The organism is Mesorhizobium sp. M1307, from assembly GCF_040318155.1.
Classification (GTDB): Bacteria; Pseudomonadota; Alphaproteobacteria; order Rhizobiales; family Rhizobiaceae; genus Mesorhizobium.
Genome location: NZ_JAMYLR010000001.1, coordinates 223,991 through 245,045 on the forward strand (window position 1 = coordinate 223,991; position 21,055 = coordinate 245,045).

Annotated in this window: 19 protein-coding genes; 10 read left to right on the forward strand and 9 right to left on the reverse strand. The window is 61.6% G+C overall.

The annotated features are described in order from the left end of the window. Nucleotide 1 precedes the first annotated feature (1 nt). The 5 genes from NKH16_RS01050 to NKH16_RS01070 all read left to right on the forward strand — a co-directional run bounded on the left by NKH16_RS01050 (nt 2) and on the right by NKH16_RS01070 (nt 5,353). On the forward strand, nt 2-1,183 hold the full coding sequence (locus NKH16_RS01050) for a glycosyltransferase family 9 protein (RefSeq protein WP_352742739.1): 1,182 nt from the start codon (nt 2-4) through the stop codon (nt 1,181-1,183). Nucleotides 1,184-1,192: 9 nt separating this feature from the next. After that, nucleotides 1,193-2,380: a glycosyltransferase family 9 protein gene (locus tag NKH16_RS01055; protein WP_352742741.1), complete on the forward strand. Its 1,188-nt coding sequence runs from the start codon at nt 1,193-1,195 to the stop codon at nt 2,378-2,380. After that, a complete protein-coding gene (locus tag NKH16_RS01060; RefSeq protein ID WP_352742743.1) occupies nt 2,370-3,548 on the forward strand; it encodes a glycosyltransferase family 9 protein in 1,179 nt (392 codons plus the stop codon). The genes NKH16_RS01055 and NKH16_RS01060 overlap by 11 nt, the downstream gene beginning before the upstream one ends. A 300-nt stretch (nt 3,549-3,848) precedes the next feature. Next, nucleotides 3,849-4,643: a sulfotransferase domain-containing protein gene (locus NKH16_RS01065; RefSeq protein WP_352742744.1), complete on the forward strand. Its 795-nt coding sequence runs from the start codon at nt 3,849-3,851 to the stop codon at nt 4,641-4,643. A gap of 14 nt (nt 4,644-4,657) precedes the next feature. After that, the gene (locus tag NKH16_RS01070) at nt 4,658-5,353 is read left to right on the forward strand and encodes a sulfotransferase family protein (protein WP_352448858.1); all 696 of its coding nucleotides are present in this window, start codon (nt 4,658-4,660) and stop codon (nt 5,351-5,353) included. A 23-nt stretch (nt 5,354-5,376) separates the two neighbouring features. Here NKH16_RS01070 and NKH16_RS01075 read toward each other — a convergent pair whose 3' ends face one another. After that, on the reverse strand, nt 5,377-6,774 hold the full coding sequence (locus NKH16_RS01075; protein ID WP_352742746.1) for a glycosyltransferase family 2 protein: 1,398 nt from the start codon (nt 6,772-6,774) through the stop codon (nt 5,377-5,379). Here NKH16_RS01075 and NKH16_RS01080 point away from each other — a divergent pair. From NKH16_RS01080 to NKH16_RS01095, 4 genes are all read left to right on the forward strand, one after another. Continuing rightward, the gene (locus tag NKH16_RS01080) at nt 6,691-7,746 is read left to right on the forward strand and encodes a glycosyltransferase family 4 protein (RefSeq protein WP_352897982.1); all 1,056 of its coding nucleotides are present in this window, start codon (nt 6,691-6,693) and stop codon (nt 7,744-7,746) included. The genes NKH16_RS01075 and NKH16_RS01080 overlap by 84 nt on opposite strands. A 113-nt stretch (nt 7,747-7,859) precedes the next feature. Next, on the forward strand, nt 7,860-8,633 hold the full coding sequence (locus NKH16_RS01085) for a glycosyltransferase family 2 protein (protein ID WP_352742749.1): 774 nt from the start codon (nt 7,860-7,862) through the stop codon (nt 8,631-8,633). A gap of 108 nt (nt 8,634-8,741) precedes the next feature. Next, on the forward strand, nt 8,742-9,464 hold the full coding sequence (locus NKH16_RS01090) for a glycosyltransferase (RefSeq protein WP_352448862.1): 723 nt from the start codon (nt 8,742-8,744) through the stop codon (nt 9,462-9,464). Between the two features lie 275 nt (nt 9,465-9,739). Further along, on the forward strand, nt 9,740-10,777 hold the full coding sequence (locus tag NKH16_RS01095) for a phosphatidylglycerol lysyltransferase domain-containing protein (RefSeq protein WP_352742750.1): 1,038 nt from the start codon (nt 9,740-9,742) through the stop codon (nt 10,775-10,777). A 589-nt stretch (nt 10,778-11,366) separates the two neighbouring features. Here NKH16_RS01095 and NKH16_RS01100 read toward each other — a convergent pair. The 8 genes from NKH16_RS01100 to NKH16_RS01135 all read right to left on the reverse strand — a co-directional run bounded on the left by NKH16_RS01100 (nt 11,367) and on the right by NKH16_RS01135 (nt 20,187). Beyond that, nucleotides 11,367-12,443 (reverse strand): ABC transporter ATP-binding protein, encoded by a 1,077-nt coding sequence (locus tag NKH16_RS01100; RefSeq protein WP_352742751.1) that lies wholly within the window; start codon nt 12,441-12,443, stop codon nt 11,367-11,369. Beyond that, the gene (locus tag NKH16_RS01105; protein ID WP_352698994.1) at nt 12,440-13,240 is read right to left on the reverse strand and encodes an ABC transporter permease; all 801 of its coding nucleotides are present in this window, start codon (nt 13,238-13,240) and stop codon (nt 12,440-12,442) included. The genes NKH16_RS01100 and NKH16_RS01105 overlap by 4 nt, the downstream gene beginning before the upstream one ends. 1 nt (nt 13,241) lies before the next feature. Then, nucleotides 13,242-14,102, reverse strand: coding sequence for an ABC transporter permease (locus NKH16_RS01110; protein WP_352742805.1), 861 nt, complete (start codon nt 14,100-14,102; stop codon nt 13,242-13,244). 66 nt (nt 14,103-14,168) lie between these two features. Continuing rightward, nucleotides 14,169-15,188 carry an ABC transporter substrate-binding protein gene (locus NKH16_RS01115; RefSeq protein ID WP_352646106.1) on the reverse strand — a complete coding sequence of 340 codons (1,020 nt, stop codon included), beginning with the start codon at nt 15,186-15,188 and terminating at the stop codon, nt 14,169-14,171. 83 nt (nt 15,189-15,271) lie between these two features. Further along, the gene (locus tag NKH16_RS01120) at nt 15,272-16,747 is read right to left on the reverse strand and encodes an aldehyde dehydrogenase (protein WP_352742753.1); all 1,476 of its coding nucleotides are present in this window, start codon (nt 16,745-16,747) and stop codon (nt 15,272-15,274) included. Then, nucleotides 16,744-17,802, reverse strand: coding sequence for an LLM class flavin-dependent oxidoreductase (locus NKH16_RS01125; RefSeq protein ID WP_352742755.1), 1,059 nt, complete (start codon nt 17,800-17,802; stop codon nt 16,744-16,746). Before NKH16_RS01125 ends, NKH16_RS01120 begins: the two co-directional genes overlap by 4 nt. 5 nt (nt 17,803-17,807) lie before the next feature. Further along, entirely contained in the window at nt 17,808-19,607 is a 1,800-nt protein-coding gene (locus tag NKH16_RS01130; protein WP_352742757.1) for an alpha/beta fold hydrolase, read from the reverse strand. Beyond that, nucleotides 19,600-20,187 (reverse strand): amino acid synthesis family protein, encoded by a 588-nt coding sequence (locus NKH16_RS01135; protein WP_352742758.1) that lies wholly within the window; start codon nt 20,185-20,187, stop codon nt 19,600-19,602. The genes NKH16_RS01130 and NKH16_RS01135 overlap by 8 nt, the downstream gene beginning before the upstream one ends. Nucleotides 20,188-20,325: 138 nt before the next feature. On the opposite strand from NKH16_RS01135, the gene NKH16_RS01140 reads away from it, so the two are divergent. Further along, nucleotides 20,326-20,997 carry a GntR family transcriptional regulator gene (locus NKH16_RS01140; RefSeq protein ID WP_352448871.1) on the forward strand — a complete coding sequence of 224 codons (672 nt, stop codon included), beginning with the start codon at nt 20,326-20,328 and terminating at the stop codon, nt 20,995-20,997. Nucleotides 20,998-21,055 lie beyond the last annotated feature (58 nt).

Consider the following 21,055-nt stretch of genomic DNA (forward strand, 5'->3'; position numbering starts at 1 on the left):
GATGACCAGCTTTTATCACGGTTCCTATGTCCGGTATGTGATTGGTGGACTGGGCCTTCAGGTGCGCCGGTACAAAAAGGCGGTGCGCAGGTTGTTTTTCAGTCCCAAGCAGCCTCGTTCCATTCTTGAGCTGCAGGCCAAGGTTGAGGCCCTGATCGTGCGCAGGGACTGGAAAGGCCTTGAAGCCGGTACCAACGAGATGGCTGTCACGGCCGATCATAATCGCGACCCGGAGCTGATGCAGAAGGCGGGCCAGGCGTTCGAACGCCTTGGCAACTTTGCGCGGGCAGCTGAGCTTCGGCTTTCCGCTCGCCGGCTGCGGAAAGGGAAAAGCGCCAACGAGTGGACCGGCGAGAATCTCGGATCGGATACACTGCTGATCGATCTTGTGGAGGATGACCCGCGCAGCCTTGGCCGGGTTATCCGCCACGCGCGACTGGCCGGCGCTGCCGCTGCCTATGCCCAAAGCGCAACAATTCGGGTCGAGCCGCGCCTGGTATCAATTCTGCAGCGAACGTTCCCGAAGGCGACCGTGGTCCCGGCGCAGCGGGATGTGGTCGGCGACAAACACGCGACTTTCGAAGATCTCGCCTGGGTGTTCGGACGCGACGCCGAAAAGCTTGCTGCCGACTTCGTACCGCTGCGGGCAGATCCTGAACTCGTCGAGACATTCCGCAAGCGCTATCGCTCGATGACGGATCTGCCGCTGGTCGGCCTCTCCTGGGGCAGCAAGTCCCATACCAAGGACGTGCCTGATTTTCCTGAATGGGCACGGTTCATCGCCCAGACGCCAGCGACATTCGTTTCGCTCCAGTACGGGCAGATCAAGCCGGCGTTGCGGCGCCTTCGCAACGGCAACGACGCGCGTCTGATCTTTGACGACAGCGTCGACCAGATGGTCGACATGGACCGTTTCGCCGCACAGGTCGCCGCACTCGATGCTGTCGTGACGATCAGCAATACGGCGGCCCATCTTGCCGGAGCCATTGGCGTGCCGACTGTTTTCCTCATCGACGATAATTTTCAGACGGCATGGCCGGTGACCGGCGACCGGACACCTTGGTATCCGAAGGGCATTGTCATTCGCAAGGAGGGGCGCCCTTGGTCGCTGGTGCTCGACGAGGCCGGCCGGCGGCTCTCGTCGATCCTGACGACGCTTTCCGACGCTCCCCGAGGACGATAGAACATCGCCGTGCAGAACAGACGAACCATCCTTCAGAAGGCAAAAACCGCCGATCTGCGCCCGCAAGGCGCCGTCGGCAAGCGGCTGCAGAAGGTCCTCGAGCGGGCAAAGGAACTTCTTAGACGTCCCTCGCGCCACGCCGACGAAAGCGCCGAACGGCATATGAGGCTGATGGAGGAAAGCGTGCAGCGTGGTGATTGGCAAACTGCTCGCGACCATGCACTGGCGCTTGGCGTGCTTGGCGAGCAGCTTGGCGATCTCGGCCTGATCAAGAAAGCGGGGCGTGGACTGAGGCGTCTCGACGGAGGAAATCGCATCTGGCAGTTGATGGCGGCGAGCAAGCAGCTGCGCGGCAGGCCCGATTGGGATGGCAGTGATCTTGCGGGTCGCACGCTTCTCGTCGATCGTCGCGAAGGCGACCTGGCGATCTTTTTCCAGTTCGCGTCTTTGCTTGGTCCAGCAGCTGCGGCTGCGGGTCGATGCATCGTCTTCGTCGAGCCGCGACTGGCACCGCTTTATCGCAGAACATATCCTGCGCTCGATGTCAGGATTGAAGGGGAAGAGGACATGGCGGCGGTGGACGCCGATGTCGTTGCCGGTTTCGAGACACTCGCAAAGCATTTCTGGCCGGACGACCCGGCGGCACGCGCGCCCTTCGTTCCGCTGGAGCCGGACCGCCGACTGGTTGCCGAGCTGCGCGGCACCTATCTCGATGGCGGCCCAGGTCCCCTGATCGGATTTGCCTGGGGAAGCCTCAACAAGAGCAAGGATCTGCCGGCCCTGGACGATTGGCGGACGCTGTTCAGCAGCCTGCCGGGGCGCCTCGTCAGCTTGCAATATGGCGATGTCGGGCCGGCCCTCTCCGAGTTCGAGCGCCACGCGCCGGGGCGCATCATCCATGACGCTACCGTCGACCAGTTGACGGACATGGACCGCTTTGCCGCCCAAATTGCGGCGCTCGACGCGGTGGTGACGATCAGCAATACCGGCGCCAACCTGGCCGGAGCGCTCGGCGTGCCGACGATTGTCATGCTCGACGACGGGTTTCGACTGTCCTGGCCTGCCTTCGGTGAGACCGTCGCCGTATATCCGAGCGTTCGACTGGTCCGAAAAGGCGGCCGAGCCTGGGCGTCGGCAGTGCAGGAAGCAGGCGGACGGGTCATGCAAATCATCAGCGGAGTTGGCGATGGAAGGTAGCCTACTTCTCGGCCGGTTGCGCCGCGCTGTCGCGCTTGCAGGCTACAAATACAAGGTCTGGTTCCGACGTCACCGCCGGCAGCTCTTCCTTCGCTGGCGCGACGGCGACATTGCCGATCAGATGGCGGATTATCGGCGAAGCGTCGAGTCCCGCGATTGGCCGGCGGCACTGCCGAAAGCCCTGGCTCTTGGATCCATTGCGAAGTCGAAGGGCGAGGTCCACCTGATCGACGAGCTCAGCAAGGCGCTGATGCGGATGGGCGCTTATGGCGCAGCCGCCGAACTCAGGATCGCCCGACGCCACATCGTCAACGGCCGCGTCGATGGCGAGTGGCTGGGCCAGGATATTTCTGGCCAGACACTGCTGATCGATCTGATGGAAACCGAAAAGCAGGGTCTGGCCACCGCGATCCATCATGCGAGTTCCGTCGGCTGTGCCCTGGCGCGCGCCGCCCGCTCCATCGTGCTGGTCGAGCGCCGCCTGGTACCGCTCTTTCAGCGCACTTTTCCGACCGCCGACGTGCGGCCGGTCGGCGCTGGCGGCAAGGCCGCCTATGCCGAGGCGCAGGCCTTCGCCGGCGTCCAGCATCTGACTGCCGTTTTCGAAACCGACGAGGCGACGATCCGCGAGCATTTCGTGCCCCTTAAGCCGGATCCGGCCCGGGTCGCTGAACTTCGCGCCCGCTACCGGAAGGAAGGACGGCCGTTGGTCGGTATCGCATGGGGCAGCTCCAATCCCGGCAAAGACCTGCCGCCGCTTGCCGCCTGGCGAAACCTGATCGGCCGACCGGACCTCCGGTTCGTCTCGCTGCAGTACGGCCAGATCGAGACCGATCTGAAGATCCTGACCGACGGTGAGCCGGAGCGCATTCTTCATGACAGATCGGTCGATCAGCTCGTCGACATGGATCTTTTCGCCGCGCAGGTTGCCGCGATGGACGCCGTGGTGACCATCAGCAATACCGGAGCGCATCTGGCCGGCGCGCTCGGCATCCCCTCGGTTTTCATTCTGGGCGACGGCTTCAAACGCTCCTGGCCGGTCGAGGGCGACCGCACGCCCTACTATCCATCGGCCGTGCTGGTCTCGAAACGGGAACGCCCCTGGTCCGTGGTGATGGGCGAGGCCGAGGCCATCCTGGCGCCATGGATCACAAAAGTAAGTGGCTAATGCATGTCGTCCGAAAGCGCGTCACTGAATACGCTTCGACGCGATGCGCATTAAGGATTCGGCCGCCGGATCGCGGAACGGAGCGCCCGCGTCGAACAGTCGTCGCAACAGGCCAAAAAACATAAGGCATTCCGAACCGGGATATAGTAAAGGCCAATTCGCCCCGCAGAGGATCGCAATTCTTGCCGGCATTTCTGCCTTGTGTTCGAATCAGCCGTAGGCTTAGGCGCCCAGTAATGGGGTTGGTCTGGCCGGCAGCGGTTCGGGCGCCAGCTCTGATAATCTAAAGGAGGTCTCTCCATGTCCTTTCTAAACATGTCCTTTCTAAAATTTTTCCAGGCCAAAGCGCCGCCTCTTCCTCTTATCGTATCCTTTCCAAAATCGGGGCGCACGTGGCTACGTGTCATGCTGGACGATCTCGGAGTTGAAGTTCAATACATTCACGACGGAACCGACCACAAGTTACTTCGACCGATATCGGGCCTAAAGGAGAATAAATCTCGATACAAGAAGAGAAGAACAATAATGCTTGTTCGCGACCCAAGAGATACGGTGGTCTCAGGGTACTTTCAGGTTCAGAAGCGCCACATGCTTCCAGCGGGATCGTTCAGCGATTTTATCAGAAGCGACAATCATGGGATTGAAAAGATCATCAGATTTAATCTGCATTGGTTCGCGGCCATGCCCCGGATGCGCGAAATCCGGTATCTTCAATATGAAGATATGCATCGGGATACGGCTGGTGTCCTTCGCGCGATCCTTGGATTCCTGAACCAGCAGGCTGACGATCGGACGCTTGTCGAGGTGGCGAACAACCGAACGTTCGACAAGATGAAAGTGAGTGAATCGACCGGTGATCTGTCCGATCGATACGGCAAGATACTACAGCCGCGCGATGCGAATGATCCCGAAAGCTTCAAGGTGCGCAAGGGCAAGATAGGCGGTTACGGCGAATATCTTTCCGAGGACGACGTGGCCTTTTGTGACGAGCAGTTGGCTAAGTTCGAATATTGGGAGAAGCTGGACAAGGTTTTTAGCACGAACGGCTTGTGCTACGCTCGCGTCGATAACCGCGCCCGGGTCGCCTTGGGTTAGGGAGCATTGCCGACATGGTGATGCGGACCGGATTCATTTGCGGCTGCGGCCATAGCGGGACGACGTTGATTGCGACGATCCTTGCGTCGCATCCCGACGTCTACCTGCCGCTCCAGGAAACCAACATTTTCTTCAAGTGGACGCCACTGGCCATGTTCCGCTTCTGGAAACTGAAGCGGGCGGCGCTCGATGCTGGAAAGAACGTGCTGCTTGAAAAAACACCGCGGCATATCCGCCGTGTCGCCCGCATTCGCCGGCTCGTGCCCGGCGCGCGTTTCGTCATGCCGGTGCGAGATGGGCGCGACGTCGTAGCGTCCCTGATCAAACGACTTGGCGACCCAGCGGAGGCTCTCGACCGCTGGATCAACGACAATGCGCTGGTTCTTGCGGAACGGGGAAAGCCGGATGTGCTGATCTATCGCTATGAGGACCTGGTCGAGAATCCGGCCAAAGTCGTCGAGCAGATATGCGGCTTTCTCGATGTAACCTTCAGCCCGGATCTCCTCGATTATCACAAGAACCCGCAGCAGTGGTTCAAGCCGACCGACGCCAGCGGCGAGACGCCACATGCGGTGCTCCGGAACCAACAGGTCAATCAGCCGATCTATGACGGGAGCGGAAGATGGCGCTCCGAACTTGGAAACGCCGAGCTACAGGACCTGGTACAAGGACGAGGTGCCCAGCTTATGAAAGCATTCGGTTATGCATGATCGGCATCTGCTTGAAATGCCGTCTACCAATCAATTTTGTCGATCAAACCCGTTTTGAACAGGCTGTGAGCTCCTTCGTACAGCATTGACTGTTCGCTCATCGCGCTGAGAGCGGCTTTACCGCTCGATACCTCATGATACTGGCGATATTTGGAAGCGCCGTTCCAATACTGACCTTCCGCCACCGCGACCTGCGCCTTGTCGTTGAAATCGGCGAAGAACTTGAAATGAAGCAGGCCAGCCAATCCCTTTATATAGTTTCGCCAGTAGGGCAGCGGTGAGTGAATCGACGTAAAAATCGTCTGGCGATCAACATATATCAGAGGAAACTTGGTCAACTTGTGCTGCCTGGCGAAAAGCCGGGTTCTCGGGCCGCCTGTGATCTTGAGATGCCGGGGGCTCCTCGTCACCTCATAGCCGCTGCCGTCGAAATGGTCCGCAACTTGCCATGGCGGCACGATGGGATCGAAGGGTACGTCCCAGATGTTTCCGCTCGGATACATGTCGATCATCGGCGCCAGCAGGCGTGTCATTCCGCGCCGCTTGAGCCAGTCGGCCATCGCACCGAGCGGATGCTGATCCATACCGTCATAGACAAGATATTCGTCCGCATCCACGGTTAGATACCAGCGAGGCTGACCATAGATCTGCACAATCCGCTGACGCCAAAGGTTTCCCAAGTCCGACTGCGAATAGGTGATCGGCGAGCTGAATAGATCGACATCTGGCTGCTCGGCCAGAAGCTCAGCTGTTCCGTCTGTCGAGCGATCATCAAGGACGGCGAATCTGGTGACGCCGAGTTCGCGATAGTGCTTCAGGAACGGGCGTAGCCTGTCCGCCTCGTTGCGGATGACGAGGATCAAGGGCAGGTCATTCGCTTTAAGGGGCGTTATCGGCCGCAGCGATGACACTTCTGCCCGTCTTCCGAAGGTGTGTCTCAGCCGATATATGGCGGTGTCGGTAATCGTCCGGCGGACAATGGCGGGCCAGGTTGCTTTGCTCAAGCCATCGATTCCCCTCATGGCGGTCACCGCCCGGCTGGAGCTGGCGCTGATCCGCTGTTTGCAGTTAATTTCTACATGCAGCACCGTTAGGCAAATCGCAAGCAGTTGCGGACAATGGACACAGGCCTGTTCTGAGTTCCGGCGGGTGAGCTTTCCAAGTGTTGCCGATGCGAGCTGGCCTCTATAGACATCGTCAGATGGCAACAAGGCCGGAGCCCAGACCCCATGCACGCCGGCATTCGTGGCACCGAAAATCAATTCGACAGGCCGCTCCTGTTCGTGCGCCAGCGTTATGCGCCTTTCGGTGGAGGCGAGATCATGTTGGAAAACATCATGGCCGCATTCGCCGCGCGTCAGCGGCGGGTGGCCGTGCTGTCCGGCGACTGGCCGCGTTATGAAGGCATCGAGTTCATCCATTGTGCCGGCCGCCGGTTTCCGCGTTCGCTGCGGGCGACGTCCTTTGCTCAAGCCGCCTGCCGCAAGATCGCCGAGATGCCGCCGGCACTGGTGCAGAGCAACGATCGTCTCCCGTGCTGCGATGTCTTCCGGGCCGGGGAGGGCGTTCATGCCGCCTATCTTGCCGAGCGGCGGCGTTTCGAGACGCGGCTTGGCAGGGCGGCAATGGCGCTGAGCCCCTTTCACCGCCAGACGCTGCGCCTTGAACGTGCAACCTACGCCAGCCCGAGGCTCAAAGCTGTCATTGCCATTTCGAAGATGGTGGCAGAGGACATTGTCCGTCACTACGATTATCCGGCGGAAAATGTACACCATATTCCCAACGGGGGTGATCTCGACCGCTTCAACCCGCAGCTGCGCCAGCAGCATCGGGCGACAATCCGCGCGCGGCTCGACGTCGACGAAAACAGGCCGGTCGTCCTGTTTGTCGGCTCGGGCTTTGCGCGAAAAGGACTTCTTGCACTGATGAAGGCGGTCGCCAGGCTCGATGGCGAGCCTGAATTGTGGGTCATCGGCCAAGATTCGCGCGCCAACGCCTTCAGGCAGGCCGGTGACAGGCTCGGTCTCGGCGCACGGCTCAAGATGCTGGGGCCGCAGAAAGACATGCTGCCGTGGTACGGCGCGGCCGATATTGCCGTGCTGCCTTCCATCTATGATCCTTTCGGCACAGTGGTCATCGAAGCGATGGCCAGCGGCTTGCCCGCCGTGGTAAGCACCGGCTGTGGAGCGCGCGAGCTTGTCGAGCGGTTCGAGCCGACGCTCGTTTGCGATGCGGCCAGCGAAAGCGACCTCGCTGCAGCGCTCGCGCACGCGCTGCGGTTGTCGTCACGACCTGACACCGCGGCCCGGGTGAGAGCGGCGGCCGAACACTATGATTTCAATGTCATGATCAAGCGAATGATGGCGCTGTATGAAAGCCTTGATCTGAAATGATTTTCGACTTTGTTGAATTAGGTTAGTACCCTCAGTGTGCTAACGGGCCGGGAGCCGATGCTGCAGATGCATTCGAATGACAGTGGCAGCTTTGATGCCGGAGCATTCTGACCGTGCCGGCGCTCTCGGTCATTATCATCACCCGCAACGAGGAGGCGTCCATCGCGCAATGCCTTCGGTCGGTCCATTTTGCCGATGAGATCGTCGTCCTCGACAACAACAGCAGCGACAGGACCAGGGAGATTGCCGGTGCTCTGGGGGCAAAGGTTCTGATGACCGTCGATTGGCCCGGTTTTGGCGCGCAAAAAAACCGTGCGCTGGCCGCGGCAACGGGGGATTGGATCCTGTCGCTGGATGCCGATGAGTGGGTGGAGGCGCCGCTCGGCGCGGAAATAAGGGCCGCAATCGCCAACCCAAAAGCCAATGACGGCTTCGAAATACCAAGAAGATCGCGCTTTTGCGGGCACATTGTCCGCCATAGCGGCTGGTCGCCCGATCTGGTGCTCAGGCTCTTCCGTCGCCGCTCCGGGCGGTTCAGCGACGACACCGTGCACGAGAAGGTATTGGTGAACGGGAAGGTCAGCCGATTGTCCCAGCCGATCGAGCACGATTCCATTACCGACTTGGCAGATGCCCACGACAAGATCGGCCGGTACGCAGAAGCGTCCGCCGTGCAACTGCTTGCCGAGGGCAAAAAAAGCTCGATAGGCAAGGCGGTTTTGCGCTCGGTCTGGGCCTATGTGCGCAGCTATATTTTCCGGCTGGGATTTCTGGACGGTTCCATTGGTGCGATGGTGGCCGCGTATTCGGCCAGCTACACCTATCAGAAATGGGCCCGTGTCGCATTGGGAATGCGAGGCCCGGTCCACCCAAAAAAGCAACGCTGAGGCCAGGACAAATCTGTGAGAAACCGGCTTGGTTGACCGCAATTGTTGCCGAGCCATCGCCAACTAGTTAGTGTACGACCGTAAAAATCGAAAGCCAGGGTAGTGAATATGACTGATGCGTTTAGGGTATTTATCGGATGGGACAGCCGTGAGCCGATCGCGTACGACGTCGCGCGACACTCGCTGCTCAAACATGCGTCGGCGCCTGTCTCCGTCATTCCGATCAAACAGGACGAGATGCGTGCCCGCGGGCTCTATTGGCGGGAAAAAGATCCGCTCGCCTCAACGGAGTTCACCTACACGCGCTTCCTCACGCCCTTTCTCGCCGACTACACGGGTTGGGCCCTGTTTTGCGATTGTGATTTCCTGTGGCTTGGTGACGTCGCAGGCCTGCTGAAATATACGGACTCGGACAAGGCGGTCTATTGCGTCCAGCATGACTATACGCCGAAGGCCACAACCAAGATGGATGGTGTGGTCCAGACGTCCTATCCTCGGAAAAACTGGTCGTCGCTGATGCTGTTCAATTGCGCGCATCCTTCGGTCAGATCGCTCACGCCAGAGGTCGTGAATCAGGAAAGTGGCGCCTATCTTCACCGAATGCAGTGGGTTGCCGACAAAGATTTGGGCTCATTGCCGGTAGAGTGGAATTGGCTCGAAGGTTGGAATGAAAAGCCTGCGGTCGGCACACCTAAGGCGGTCCACTATACCAGCGGCGGCCCGTGGTTTGCCGAATGGCAGAATGTCGACTACGCCGATTTGTGGATAGCAGAACGCGACGAGTTCCTGGCTTCCGATCAAGCGGAATCTTCTCAGAGCGCCGTTCGATAAGAACATCGTGTTTGGCAGGTGACCTGGGCGCTTCCGAAAGTGGCATTGATTTTCGTGTCGCCAAGGGCGCAGCAACCAGCCGTCAGGCGCGGGGCGTCGACAACAATGCGTGTTGCCGCCTGGGGGCGGGACCGGGGCAGATTGCGCCTACGAATCTGGCGGCTCCGGCCGGGTAAACATGCCGCGCTGAGATAAGGATCAGCTCGCGGCAATATGATCGGTTTTTTGGGTCCGTCAGCTCTTTCATCGGCCTAGCCGGCACGCGAAAGTCGACCATGCCGTCACTGCGAAGACGCCTCGATCGTTTCCTGGAGAACCGCGGGCCTAAAATACCGCGGCTGCAGCTGAACCATGTCGAGCGCCTGGCGCTGGTCCGTCGCCATGGTGATTTTTCCCTTGCCTATTCGACCGCCGTGCAGAAGGGGCTTCACTACTTCGGCGATGCCCAGGGCTACATCGCTTACGGCAGCAAAACGCGACATCATTTCGCGCTCGGTGATCCAGTGGCTGCCCCGGCCGATCGGCGCGACTATATCAGACGTTTCATCGAGGTTGCCGGCAGCCCGTGGTTCGTGCAGATCGGCGACCAGACGGCGCGCGTGCTTGCCGGGCTTGGCTATCACGTCAACCGCCTCGGCGTCGACACCAGGCTTGTCCTGCCCAGACACGACTTTTCCGGAAAGCGCAATGAGACAGTGCGCTATTCCGAACGCTGGCTCTTGAAGAAGGGTTTTTCCTTCGCGGAGGACAACGGGACTGTCTTCCTCGACGAGATTGCCAGGCTCTCCCAGAATTGGCGGGCCGACCGCATCGTCAGGCGCTGGGAGATGAGATTTCTCAACAGGCCGTTTGCCGATCACCTTGGCGTCGATATGCGCCGTTTCGTCCTGCACGGTCCGGATGGGGAGCTCGTGGCCTTGCTGGATTTCGATCCGCTGTTCAGCGACGGCAAGGTCATCGGCTACACCACCTCGTTCAAGCGCAAGCACATCGATGCCTCGGCGCATGCCGAGATCGGCCTGACCAAATTCGCGGTCGACCGCTTTCGCGATGAAGGTGCTTCCGTCGTCACCCTAGGCCTGTCGCCGCTTGTCGAAATCGGACCTGGCGGGTTTGCCGAAAGCGATTTCTGGCGGCACGCCTTCCAGCGTGCCTATGACTCCCCCTGGGTCAATCGCACCCGCTTCAATCTGCAGGGGCAGGCGGCCTTCAAGCGCCGGTTCCATGGTGTCGAAGAGCCGACCTATCTTGCCTTTCGCAAGGGGACCTTTTTCGAAGCGCTTTCTCTGCTCCGGCTGATCAGGGCCGTCTAGCGCCTAGTGGCTGGGCGCTCGTCGTCTCCTAGTATGGTCGACCTCACACCGGTCAGGCTTGGTTGTTTAGGTGGGAAAGGAATGCCGCGGCGGGAAGCAAAAGACCGGCTGCGAACCGCCGGCCCATTCTGCGGCGTCCCCCAGTCCCGCCGGGGCACTTTTGGCAGCCTGAGAACGGCTCCGCGTCAGCGCCAAGGGGTCGGATTCACGGTTGCTGCAGCGTACCGCCAGGAATAACGAGGGTACCCTGGCCTGGCCTTGAGTATCTGAAGCCTATGAAGAACAAAGCAACGATGATCAAACAAATGACGATGACCGCGACGACGCTGCCAGGATGGTGTCCGGTATCTGGCGGTTGGACCATTGCCTTCCCGTATGGCTATCGCCGCTGACCTTCTTCATCTTCCAACCGAGCATGACGACTGTCAATGGATACGGGACTTGCGCCCGCCATCCAATCAGCCGACTGCAGCGTCGATCACGTTGCGCGTTGCTGACCGAAGCTGATGATGGACCTAACCACAGCTTGTCCCCAAGCACGCTTCCATCGCTGCGAAGCGTTGAAGGGCGGCGATCCACCGCGGCTTGGTCAGGCCGGAAACAGGAATGCAGCAGCGGGATCGAAAAAGATCTGTCGGCTGCAGGGCCACACATCCTGCGATTGCATAGCGGCGGAGGTCGGCCTGATGTCAACCTCCTGTCCAGCGGCGATGCGCGCGACGATCCGCCGGCGCTCGCCGTAAAATGCGATGTCGACGATCTCGACATTCAGTTCCGCGCTCGCCGGGCTCCGCTCCATGCTAAAGGCTTCGGGCCGGATCATCAGCCTGGTCTTCTGGCCTTTGCCGAACGTGCCGTTGGCCCTGACTCCGGATATGACCGAACCGTCTGTCATGCGGATCGTTGTCGTGCCGTTGGTGGTGCCGAGATGTTCGGCGGCGAGGAAATTCGAATTGCCGATGAAGCCGGCGACGAAATCGGTCGCCGGCCTGAGATAGAGATCCTCGCCGGTGCCGGTCTGCTCGATGCGGCCATCCTTGAACAGGGCGATTCGGTCCGACAGATGCAGCGCCTCTTCCTGATCGTGGGTGACGTAGAGAATGGTGACGCCGGTCTGGCGATGGATGCGGCGGATTTCGCCCTGGATTTCCTCGCGCAGCTTCTTGTCGAGCGCCGACAATGGCTCGTCCATCAAAAGGATCGGAGGATCGTAGGCCAGCGCCCGGGCCAGCGCGACGCGCTGCTGCTGGCCGCCCGACAGCGCACCGGGTAAGCGTCCGGCAAAGCTTTCGAGCCGCACCAAGGCCAGCATGTCGGCGACCTTTTTCTTCACCTCGGCGTCCGGCCGGCGGCGAACCCGCAGCGGAAAAGCGACGTTTTCGGCCACCGTCAGATGCGGAAACAGCGTGTAGCGCTGGAAGACCATGCCGATGTTGCGCTTGTGCGAAGGCACTGCAAGCAGCGACTTTCCTTCCAGCAAGACATCGCCGGAAGTCGGGTCCTGAAAGCCGGCGATCGCGTAGAGCGTCGTCGATTTTCCCGAACCGGAGGGCCCGAGGAAGGTCAGGAACTCGCCCCTGGGAATGTCCAGCGTGACGTCGTGCACGGCGACGATCGCCCCAAACGCCTTGCGCAGATTGCGGATGGAGAGGAAAGGGTGGGTCATGTCCGGAACTTTCGCTGCAGCAGCGCCGTCATCACCATCAGGGCAAGCGTCAGCCCGACCAGCAGGCTGGAGGCAGCGGCGATCACCGGACTGAGGTCCGACCGCAGACTGCCCCAGATCTTGACGGGCAAGGTTTGCAAGCTGGGGCTGGCCATGAAGATCGCCACCACGACTTCGTCCCACGAGGCGAGGAAGGAAAAGATCGCGGCGGAGAAGATGCCGATCCGGATCGACGGCAAGGTGATCCTGAGCCTGGCCTCGAGCGGGCTTGCCCCGCAGACGATTGCCGCGTCCTCGATCGACTTGTCGAACCCTTCGAGCGCGGTGGCGATCGGAATGATGGCGAAGGGCAGCGCCAGCACGGTGTGGGCGATGACGAAGCCGATGGTGGTGCCGCCGAGGCCAAGGCGAAGGAAGAAGGCGTAGATGGCGATGGCGAAGACAACGACGGGCAGCACCATCGGCGTCAGCAGCAGGCCGCGCAGGATCTCACGTCCGGCAAACCTTCCGCGAACCAGGGCAAAGGAGGCGAGCAGGCCGATCGCTACTGCCAGGATCGCCGTCATGGTGGCGATCCGAGCGCTGGTCAGCGCGGCGTCGAGCCAGGCCGGATCGGCAAAAAGCTCCTGGTACCATTTGAGCGTCCAGCTGGGCGGCGGAAAAGCCAGCCAGCGCGACGAGCCGAAGGAGAGCAGGACAATGAAGACCACCGGCAACAGAAGAAAGCCAGCGACCAGCGCGGTGAAGCCGAGCAGGGCAACCCGCAGCCAACCCATGCGGTCATAGTCGAGCAGCATCTCAGATGCCTCCGCTCGTGCGCCTGGCACCGACAAGGCGCAGCTGCAGTGCGTAGAGAACCATGGTGACGACAAGCAGGATGAAGGCAGCGGCGCTGCCGAGCCCCCAGTTGAGCAGCGACTGGACCATCTGCGCGATCATTTCGGCAAGCATCATGTTCGACGTGCCGCCGAGCAGTGCCGGCGTTACGAAGTAGCCGAGCGACATGACGAAGACCATCAGGCCGCCGGCCGCGACACCGGGCAGCGACAGCGGCACGAGGATGCGGCGGAACGCCTGGAAAGGGCTTGCGCCGCACAGCGACGCCGCACGCAGCGTCATCGGATCGATCGCCCGTAACGTGCCGACCAGCGGCAGGATCATGAAGGGCAGCATGATATAGACCATGCCGATAGTGACTCCGGTGAGATTGTTGATGAGTGGCAGCGGCTGGTCGATGACGCCGATGGTCATCAGCGTCCGGTTGATCACGCCGGTACGCTGCAGGAGCACCATCCAGGCATAGGTGCGGGTGAGCAGGTTCGTCCACATCGACAGAATGATGATGCCGAAGATGATCGAGGCCAGTCCCGAAGGCATGATCGCCAGCATCCAGGCGACCGGAAAGGCGACAAGGACCGTGACGATGGTGACCAACGCCGCGACCAGGAATGTGTTGAAGAACACCCGCGCATAGGTGCCGTCACCAAGCAGGGCAGCATAGTTCTGCAAGCCTGGCTCGGGCTCCGTGACACTGCGCAAAAGCAGCGCCAGCACGGGGACGACGAAGAACAGCATAATCAGAATCAGGGCCGGCAGCAGGCCATTGAGACCTGCCGGCACCCGCACCGTTCCAAAGTTCCGGCGTGTTTCGACCGACATGACAGCGACCCGGCTACGGGACGAGACGGCGCGAACCGTCTCGTCCATTGCGGTTCAAGGGCGGGCTTATTTCGCCTGCCAGGCATACCAGCGCGCGGCGATGGTGTCGCGATTGGCGGCCCAGTAGTTCATGTCGAGATTGATCTGTCCGTCGACATGAGCGTCCGGCAGCGATTTCACGGCATCGGCCGGCATCTCTGCCTTGGCCTTGGTGTTGATCGGCGCATAACCGCTGGCTTCGGCAAATTTGGCCTGGCCGGCGGGGCTGCTCGCCGCGGCGAGGAATTTCATCGCCGTATCCTTGTTCTTGGCACCCTTCGGTACCACCAGAACGTCGGCTGCGGTCAGGTTCTGGTTCCAGGAGACGCCGACATCGGCGCCATCCTTGTCCAGTGCGAAGACGCGGCCGTTCCACAACTGGCCGAACGTTGCTTCGCCGGATGCGATCAATTGCTGCGACTCCGCCCCGCCGCCCCACCAGACGATGTCCGACTTGATGGTGTCGAGTTTCTTGAAGGCGCGATCGAGATCCAGCGGATAGAGCTTGTCCGCCGGAACACCATCGGCCAGCAGCGCGATCTCGATGACACCGGGCGCCGACCATTTGTAGAAGGTCCGCTTGCCCGGGAATTTCGTCAGGTCGAACATGTCGGCCCAGCCGGCCGGTTCACCCGAAACGGCGCCCTTGTTCCAGGCGAGCACGAAGGAATAGTAGAAACTGCCGACGGCGTGATCGGTGGTGAAGCGCGGATCGAGGTCGGCCTTCGGCACGGTCTTGAAGTCGATCGGCTCGAGCAGACCGTCCTTGGCCGCCTTGATGGCGAAATCCATCTCGACGTCGACGACGTCCCAGTTGACACTGCCGCTGTCGACCATCGCCTTCAGCTTGCCGTAGTCGGTCGGGCCGTCCTGCATGACCTTGATGCCGGATGCAGCGGTGAACGGCTCGGCCCAGGATTTGGTCTGCGCTTCCTGGGTCGTCCCGCCCCAGCTGGTGAACACCATGTCCTCGGCCTTTGCGGCCGTCGTTGCCAGAACTGTCGTTGCAATAAATCCGGCAAGGAAGCCGGTGATGATCAGTTTCATGTCGTTCTCCTCTGTTGTTTTCGTTGTTGTCTGTTCGCGATCGGTCGTTTTCGCCTTGATCGCGCATCTCCGGCCAGCGGCGGCTACCGCATGACAAAAGGATCGGGAATCGGGTCGTCGGAGGTGCGTATCCACACCGATTTCGAACGCGTGTAGTCGCCGATCGCATCGAGGCCGCCCTCGCGGCCGAGCCCGGATTGGCCGTAGCCGCCAAACGGAACCAGCGGCGAGACCGCCCGATAGGTGTTGATCCAGACCACGCCGGCATGGATGCCGCGCGCCATGCGGTGGGCTTTTGCCAGATTGGTGGTGAACACGCCGGACGCCAGGCCGAACTTCGTGTCGTTGGCGAGCGAAAGCGCTTCAGCTTCGCTGTCGAAGGCTAGCACACAGAGCACCGGGCCGAAGAGCTCTTCGCGCACGCAGGCAAGGGTCTGATCAGGCGCGTCGATAATCGTCGGCGCGTAATAGAAGCCGTCCGCCATGCCCGCGGGGCGGATGCCGCCGGTGACCAGTTGCCCGCCCGCGGCCAGGCTTTCAGCAATGATCTTCTCTATCCATTCGCGCTGGCGCGAGGTGGCGAGCGGTCCCATTTCGATCGCGGGATCCTGCGGATCGCCAATCCTGATCGCCTCGGCCTTGCGCTTGAGCCGGGCGAGGAATTCGTCCTTCACGGAGCGCTGGACCAGCAGCCGCGAGCCGGCGACGCAGCTCTGGCCGGTGGCAGCGAAGATGCCTGCAACGACCGCGTTGGCGGCGCTGTCCAGATCGGCATCGGCAAACACCACGACCGGGCTTTTGCCGCCGAGCTCGAGCGTCGTGAAGGCGAGGTTTTCCGCCGTATTCCTGACGATCTGCCGAGCGGTCGAGGGACCGCCGGTGAAGGCGACGCGGGCGACGAGCGGATGACTGGTCAGCCGGTGACCGCAATCGTGGCCGAAGCCGGTCAGGATGTTCACGGTCCCGGCGGGAAATCCCGCCTCATGGACGAGTTCGGCGAAGGCCAGCAACGGGGCAGGGCCGTCTTCCGATGCTTTCAGAACGATGGTGCAGCCGGCCGCCAGCGCCGGCCCGAGCTTGACGGCGGACAGGAAGAGCTGCGAATTCCACGGCACAATGGCGGCTACGACGCCAATTGGCTCCGGCCGGATGGTCACTTCCATGTCGGCCTTGTCGATGGGAACAAACGAGCCCTCGTGCTTGTCGGCCAGCCCGCCATAATAGCGGTAATAGTCGCCGACATAGGCGATCTGGGCGCGGGTCTCGCGGATGATCTTGCCGGTATCGCGCGTCTCGAGTTCCGCCAGCCGGTCGGCATTGGCGACCACCAGATCGCCGAGCCGCACCAGAAGCTTGCCGCGTGCCGTTGCCGTCATTGCCGGCCACGTGCCGGAGCCAAGCGCCCGGTGAGCAGCTTCGACGGCGCGGTCGACGTCATCAGACGATGCAGCGGGCATCTTCGCCCATGGCGCGCCCGTCGAGGGATCGATGCTGTCGAAGGTCGCCGCCACTTCGACGAAGCTGCCGTCAATATAGTTCCTGAATTGAGTGGTGCTCATCGCAATCCAGCTTTCGGCTCGGAAAAGGCCGGCATCACCCTGTCGATGAAGAGCTGCAGCGATTTCTTCTTGCGCCGATGGGAAAGGCCGCTGTCGATCCAGATCGAATACTGATCGTAGCCGAGCGCTTCGTAGGCCTTCAGCCTGGCGATCACCTCGTCGGCTTCGCCAATGACCAGGTTCTGCTTGATCTTGTCAGGCGCATATTGCGGCATGGCCGCGATCTCGTCTTCGGTCAGCGCTTCCATTATGCCCTGGTGCACCGGCTTCTTGTTCTGGAACCAGGCGCCGAACTGGCAGTAGAACTGCGACAGATCCTGCGCGAGCCGGTCAGCCTCCGCGGCATCCTCGGCGACGAAAGTATGCATCAGCAGCATGATCTCCGGCCTTGGTACGTCGGGGTGGGCATTACACGCCGCGTTGAAACGCTCCATCAGGCTGGTCACTTCGCCATCGCCGGAGGCAAGCGGCGTCACCTGGACGTTGCATTTGCTGGAAACCGCAAAGTCGTGCGAGTTCGGATCGCGTGCGGCCACCCAGATCGGCGGATAAGGCTTTTGCAGCGGCTTGGGCGACGAGGTGGTTGAAGGAAACGACCAGAACTCGCCGGCGAGTTCGAAATCTCCATCCCACAGGCCGCGGATCGCCGGCACCATCTCGCGCATACGCTGGCCGGCACCCCAGGCCTCGAGGCCTGGGAAAAGTCGCTGGTATTCGTAAGCGTAGGCGCCGCGCGCAATGCCGATGTCGAGACGGCCGCCGGTGACGACGTCGGCCATCGCCGCTTCGCCGGCAAGCTTGATCGGGTGCCAGAACGGCGCGACGATGGTTCCGGTTCCGAGCCGGATGCGCCTGGTTTTGGCGGCGAGCCAGGCGATGTTGATGAACGGGTTTGGCGAGATGGTGAATTCCATCCCGTGATGCTCGCCGATCCAGGCAGTCTCGAACCCTGCCTCTTCGGCCTGGACAACCAGGTCCTCCAGCTCGCCGACAAGCTCGGAATGCCGCTTGGCCGGATCCGATCGCTCCATGTGCACGAAAAGCGAAAACTTCATCGGTTTCACCCGCGGCCGGAAAGAGGAATTTGAGAAGGCGAGGGCTTGGCGAGCGGCCGGACTTCGCCTTCGACCTCGTTGCCGACATAGACGCCGAATGCATCTTCCGTACGTTCGCGCGCATAGCGGGCAAGCATCGAACGCACCGCGGGATCGGCGATCTTCAGATCGGCGATCTGCTCGATGTCGACAAGCCGCATCTGGCGATCGTCGGAATAGGATCCCTCGACCGTTCCGCGATAATAAACATGCGTGCGCCAAGGCTCGGCGGCATCGTCCCACACCGCGAACAGGAAGCCGAGCTGGGCGTCTATGGCCCTGGCGGCAAGGCGCCCCTTGAGGCTGCGCGCATCGTTGGGCGTGCCCAGTCCGCGCCCCGCAGGCAATTCATAAATCCCGTCGGCCGTTTCGACGAACAGCACACGGCCCTCGTTCTCGAGAATGGCGCCGACCTCCGTATCGGGGGGCGCCGCCGCCAGCGCCTCCTGGCTGAGGCCAGGCGTGACGTAGGTGCCTCTGCAATAACCGAGGGGCTGGGCTCCGTTGTGGCTGAAGTCGCGGACGCGGCCGATGAGGATCGAGTGATCGCCAGCATCGACCAGCTGCTCCATGCCGCAATCGAACACCGCAACGGAGCCGTCGATCAGCGGATTGCCGGTCCGGCCCGGTTGCCAGCTCACGGCCGCGAACTTGTCCGCTGCTTTGGAAGCGAAGATGCCGGAATGGGCCTTCTGGTCCTCTGACAGGATGTTGATGGCAAAACCTCTCGACGTCGAAAAAGCACTGTGCCCCAGCGCCCTCTTGGCGATGCAGACAAGCACCAACGGCGGCTCGAGCGAGACCGAGGTGAAGGAGTTGGCGGTGAAGCCGCGCGGTTCGCCTTCCGCGCTGATCGTGGTGACGATGGTGACGCCGGTCAGGAACGAGCCGAGTGCGCGCCGGAATTCGCCTCTATCAAAGACTGCATCCGTCTCCGGCTTCACGCCAGCGTCTCCTTCCGTGTCGAGAAACTCCATGATGTGTTTGGTCACTTTTTCAGGAGAAACCATTGCCATCATGTGCCTTTCTCCATTGAGCACGAGGCATTGGCCGTGCGGCGCTAGCCTCGCCATCGCCGCCGACATGACCGGGGTCGAATTGCTGTCTTGCGACCCGGTCATGAACAGGGCCGGCGCGGCAAGACCGGGGAGAGCATCGGCGTGCTCAGCATCGGCATGGGCAAAGAGGCGATAGGTGCGCGCGTAGCCTTCGGGGTCGACCCTTTCAAGGGCGGCGCGCGCTGTGGTGGCCGCCCCGATAAGGTTCGCCGGCAGCGGGTCGCCGAACCAGCGGGCAAGCGTAGCCGCAATGGCGGAAGGGTTGCCATGGGTGCCGAGCGCGGCCGCACGCTGGCGTACGGCCTGCGCCAAGGCCGCGGGGCGGCGGAATACCGCATTGAGACAGACGATGGAGCGAACGCGCGAAGGGGTGCGAAGGGCGATCTCCAGAGCGACCAGCGCGCCCATCGAATGGCCAACGATCGACACCGACGCCACGCCAAGATGGTCGAGAAGGCGAACCGCCTGATCGGCGAAATCCGACAGGCTGGCTTCTTCCGGCGGCAGCGGTGAAACGCCGTGGCCGAGCATGTCGATGGCGATCAGGTCATGATGGTCTTTCATCGCCGCGATCTGATCGTGCCAGATCGCGGCGTTCATGCCGACACCGTGAATGAGCAGAACCGGCGCGCCGGAGCCGGCGCGGATGAAGCCGGTGCCGTCCGGAGCCGTGTCTCGGACCCATGCGGCGGCAGCGACGTCAGCCATGCAGGTCTCCGACCTCCTTGAGGTCCTGATAGCGATCGCCGATACGATGGTGCGGGCGGCCGCCAATCGAAGCGCCAAGCGCCACCACCAGCTCGTCGGGCGCGGGCGCGTCGCCGATCTGGAAATGTACGGTCAGATAGTGGGAGCGGCGGCCTTCGTCGTTCTTGTCCATCAGCGGGATCATGATCGGGGTGTTCGGCCCTCCGCGCAGATTGGTGAAGGCGAGATAGGTCTTGGCGCCGACCGCGCGACGGTAATGGTTGCCGAAATGCAGCGTATGGATCAGCGCCGATGCATGCTCGATCTCGCCCGCCGTGCCGCAGACCGCGGCCTTGCCATAACCCTCTATCGCCTCGCCGGAGCCGGCAACGGCGATAATCTCGCGGGTCAGCAGTTCGCCGAAGACGGGAGCAATGACGCGGATCTCCGGCGACAGGTCGTCGGTGAAACCGCGGCCCGCCCAAGGGTTTGTCAGCACGGCGGCGACGCCGATCAGGCGCAACGGTTTTGGGGCTTCCTTGCCGCCCTCGATTAACGTGTTCTCGATGTAAGTGACGATCTTTCGAATGGCTGGTTTCATGAAGTCCTCGGTCGCCACGGCGCTGTGCAGCGCCGAAATCTTTACGCCATCTTATGGTATACCATACTATGGAGCACCAGAAGTCTTGTCAATCGGCTATGGAATCTGTTTTGTGGCCGGATTGGATGGGGAGAGAAAATGTCAGGCGATACGCTGCGGATCGACCGCTCTGCCAAGACGCTGAGGACGCTGGCGCTGGAGCGCATGCGTGAAGCGATCATGGGCTTCCATTTCCAGCCTGGTGAAAGGCTGGTCGAGCGGCCGCTATGCGATCAGCTCGGGGTGAGCCGTTCCGTCGTGCGCGAGGTGCTGCGGCAGCTGGAGGCGGAAGGCCTGGTGCAGATGATACCGGGCCACGGACCCGCCGTGGCCAAGCCGGATCTCGGCCGCACCGACGAAATCTATGAATTGCGGGCGCTGCTCGAGGGTATCGCGGCGCGGGCTTGCGCCTTAACGGCCACGGACGCGCAGATCGCTTTGCTCGATGCCGCCTTGACGAACCTGCTTGAGGCGTGGGCGTCCGGTGCGCCTGTCGAGGTGATGCGGGCAACGACCAAGTTCTACGAAACGCTGTTCGAGGCGGCGGACAAGCGCATTGCCTGGGAAATCGTGACGGGGCTGAATGTCCGCATCAACCAGCTCCGCTCAATGACGATCGCGTCGGAGAACCGCCGCGAGCCGGCGATCGCCGAAATGACCGAAATCATGGATGCAATCCGGTCGCGCAGGCCGGACGAGGCGGAGGAGGCGGCGCGGCGGCATGTCGAATCCGCGTGGCAGATCGCCCGCAACACGCTTCGCCTTGGCTGACTGGTATGCCGCCGGCGGTCCATCGTTCCACGGCAAGGCATCTAACTGGTGCGTACAG

What these genes read in the sequence shown, in the direction of transcription:
- NKH16_RS01050 (WP_352742739.1), top strand. Translation starts at nt 2, where the DNA reads ATGACCAGCTTTTATCACGGTTCCTATGTCCGGTATGTGATTGGTGGA.
- NKH16_RS01060 (WP_352742743.1), top strand. Translation starts at nt 2,370, where the DNA reads ATGGAAGGTAGCCTACTTCTCGGCCGGTTGCGCCGCGCTGTCGCGCTT.
- NKH16_RS01065 (WP_352742744.1), top strand. Translation starts at nt 3,849, where the DNA reads ATGTCCTTTCTAAACATGTCCTTTCTAAAATTTTTCCAGGCCAAAGCG.
- NKH16_RS01070 (WP_352448858.1), top strand. Translation starts at nt 4,658, where the DNA reads ATGGTGATGCGGACCGGATTCATTTGCGGCTGCGGCCATAGCGGGACG.
- NKH16_RS01080 (WP_352897982.1), top strand. Translation starts at nt 6,691, where the DNA reads ATGGCCGCATTCGCCGCGCGTCAGCGGCGGGTGGCCGTGCTGTCCGGC.
- NKH16_RS01075 (WP_352742746.1), bottom strand. Translation starts at nt 6,774, where the DNA reads ATGGATGAACTCGATGCCTTCATAACGCGGCCAGTCGCCGGACAGCAC.
- NKH16_RS01090 (WP_352448862.1), top strand. Translation starts at nt 8,742, where the DNA reads ATGACTGATGCGTTTAGGGTATTTATCGGATGGGACAGCCGTGAGCCG.
- NKH16_RS01095 (WP_352742750.1), top strand. Translation starts at nt 9,740, where the DNA reads ATGCCGTCACTGCGAAGACGCCTCGATCGTTTCCTGGAGAACCGCGGG.
- NKH16_RS01100 (WP_352742751.1), bottom strand. Translation starts at nt 12,443, where the DNA reads ATGACCCACCCTTTCCTCTCCATCCGCAATCTGCGCAAGGCGTTTGGG.
- NKH16_RS01105 (WP_352698994.1), bottom strand. Translation starts at nt 13,240, where the DNA reads ATGCTGCTCGACTATGACCGCATGGGTTGGCTGCGGGTTGCCCTGCTC.
- NKH16_RS01110 (WP_352742805.1), bottom strand. Translation starts at nt 14,102, where the DNA reads ATGTCGGTCGAAACACGCCGGAACTTTGGAACGGTGCGGGTGCCGGCA.
- NKH16_RS01115 (WP_352646106.1), bottom strand. Translation starts at nt 15,188, where the DNA reads ATGAAACTGATCATCACCGGCTTCCTTGCCGGATTTATTGCAACGACA.
- NKH16_RS01120 (WP_352742753.1), bottom strand. Translation starts at nt 16,747, where the DNA reads ATGAGCACCACTCAATTCAGGAACTATATTGACGGCAGCTTCGTCGAA.
- NKH16_RS01125 (WP_352742755.1), bottom strand. Translation starts at nt 17,802, where the DNA reads ATGAAGTTTTCGCTTTTCGTGCACATGGAGCGATCGGATCCGGCCAAG.
- NKH16_RS01130 (WP_352742757.1), bottom strand. Translation starts at nt 19,607, where the DNA reads ATGGCTGACGTCGCTGCCGCCGCATGGGTCCGAGACACGGCTCCGGAC.
- NKH16_RS01135 (WP_352742758.1), bottom strand. Translation starts at nt 20,187, where the DNA reads ATGAAACCAGCCATTCGAAAGATCGTCACTTACATCGAGAACACGTTA.
- NKH16_RS01140 (WP_352448871.1), top strand. Translation starts at nt 20,326, where the DNA reads ATGTCAGGCGATACGCTGCGGATCGACCGCTCTGCCAAGACGCTGAGG.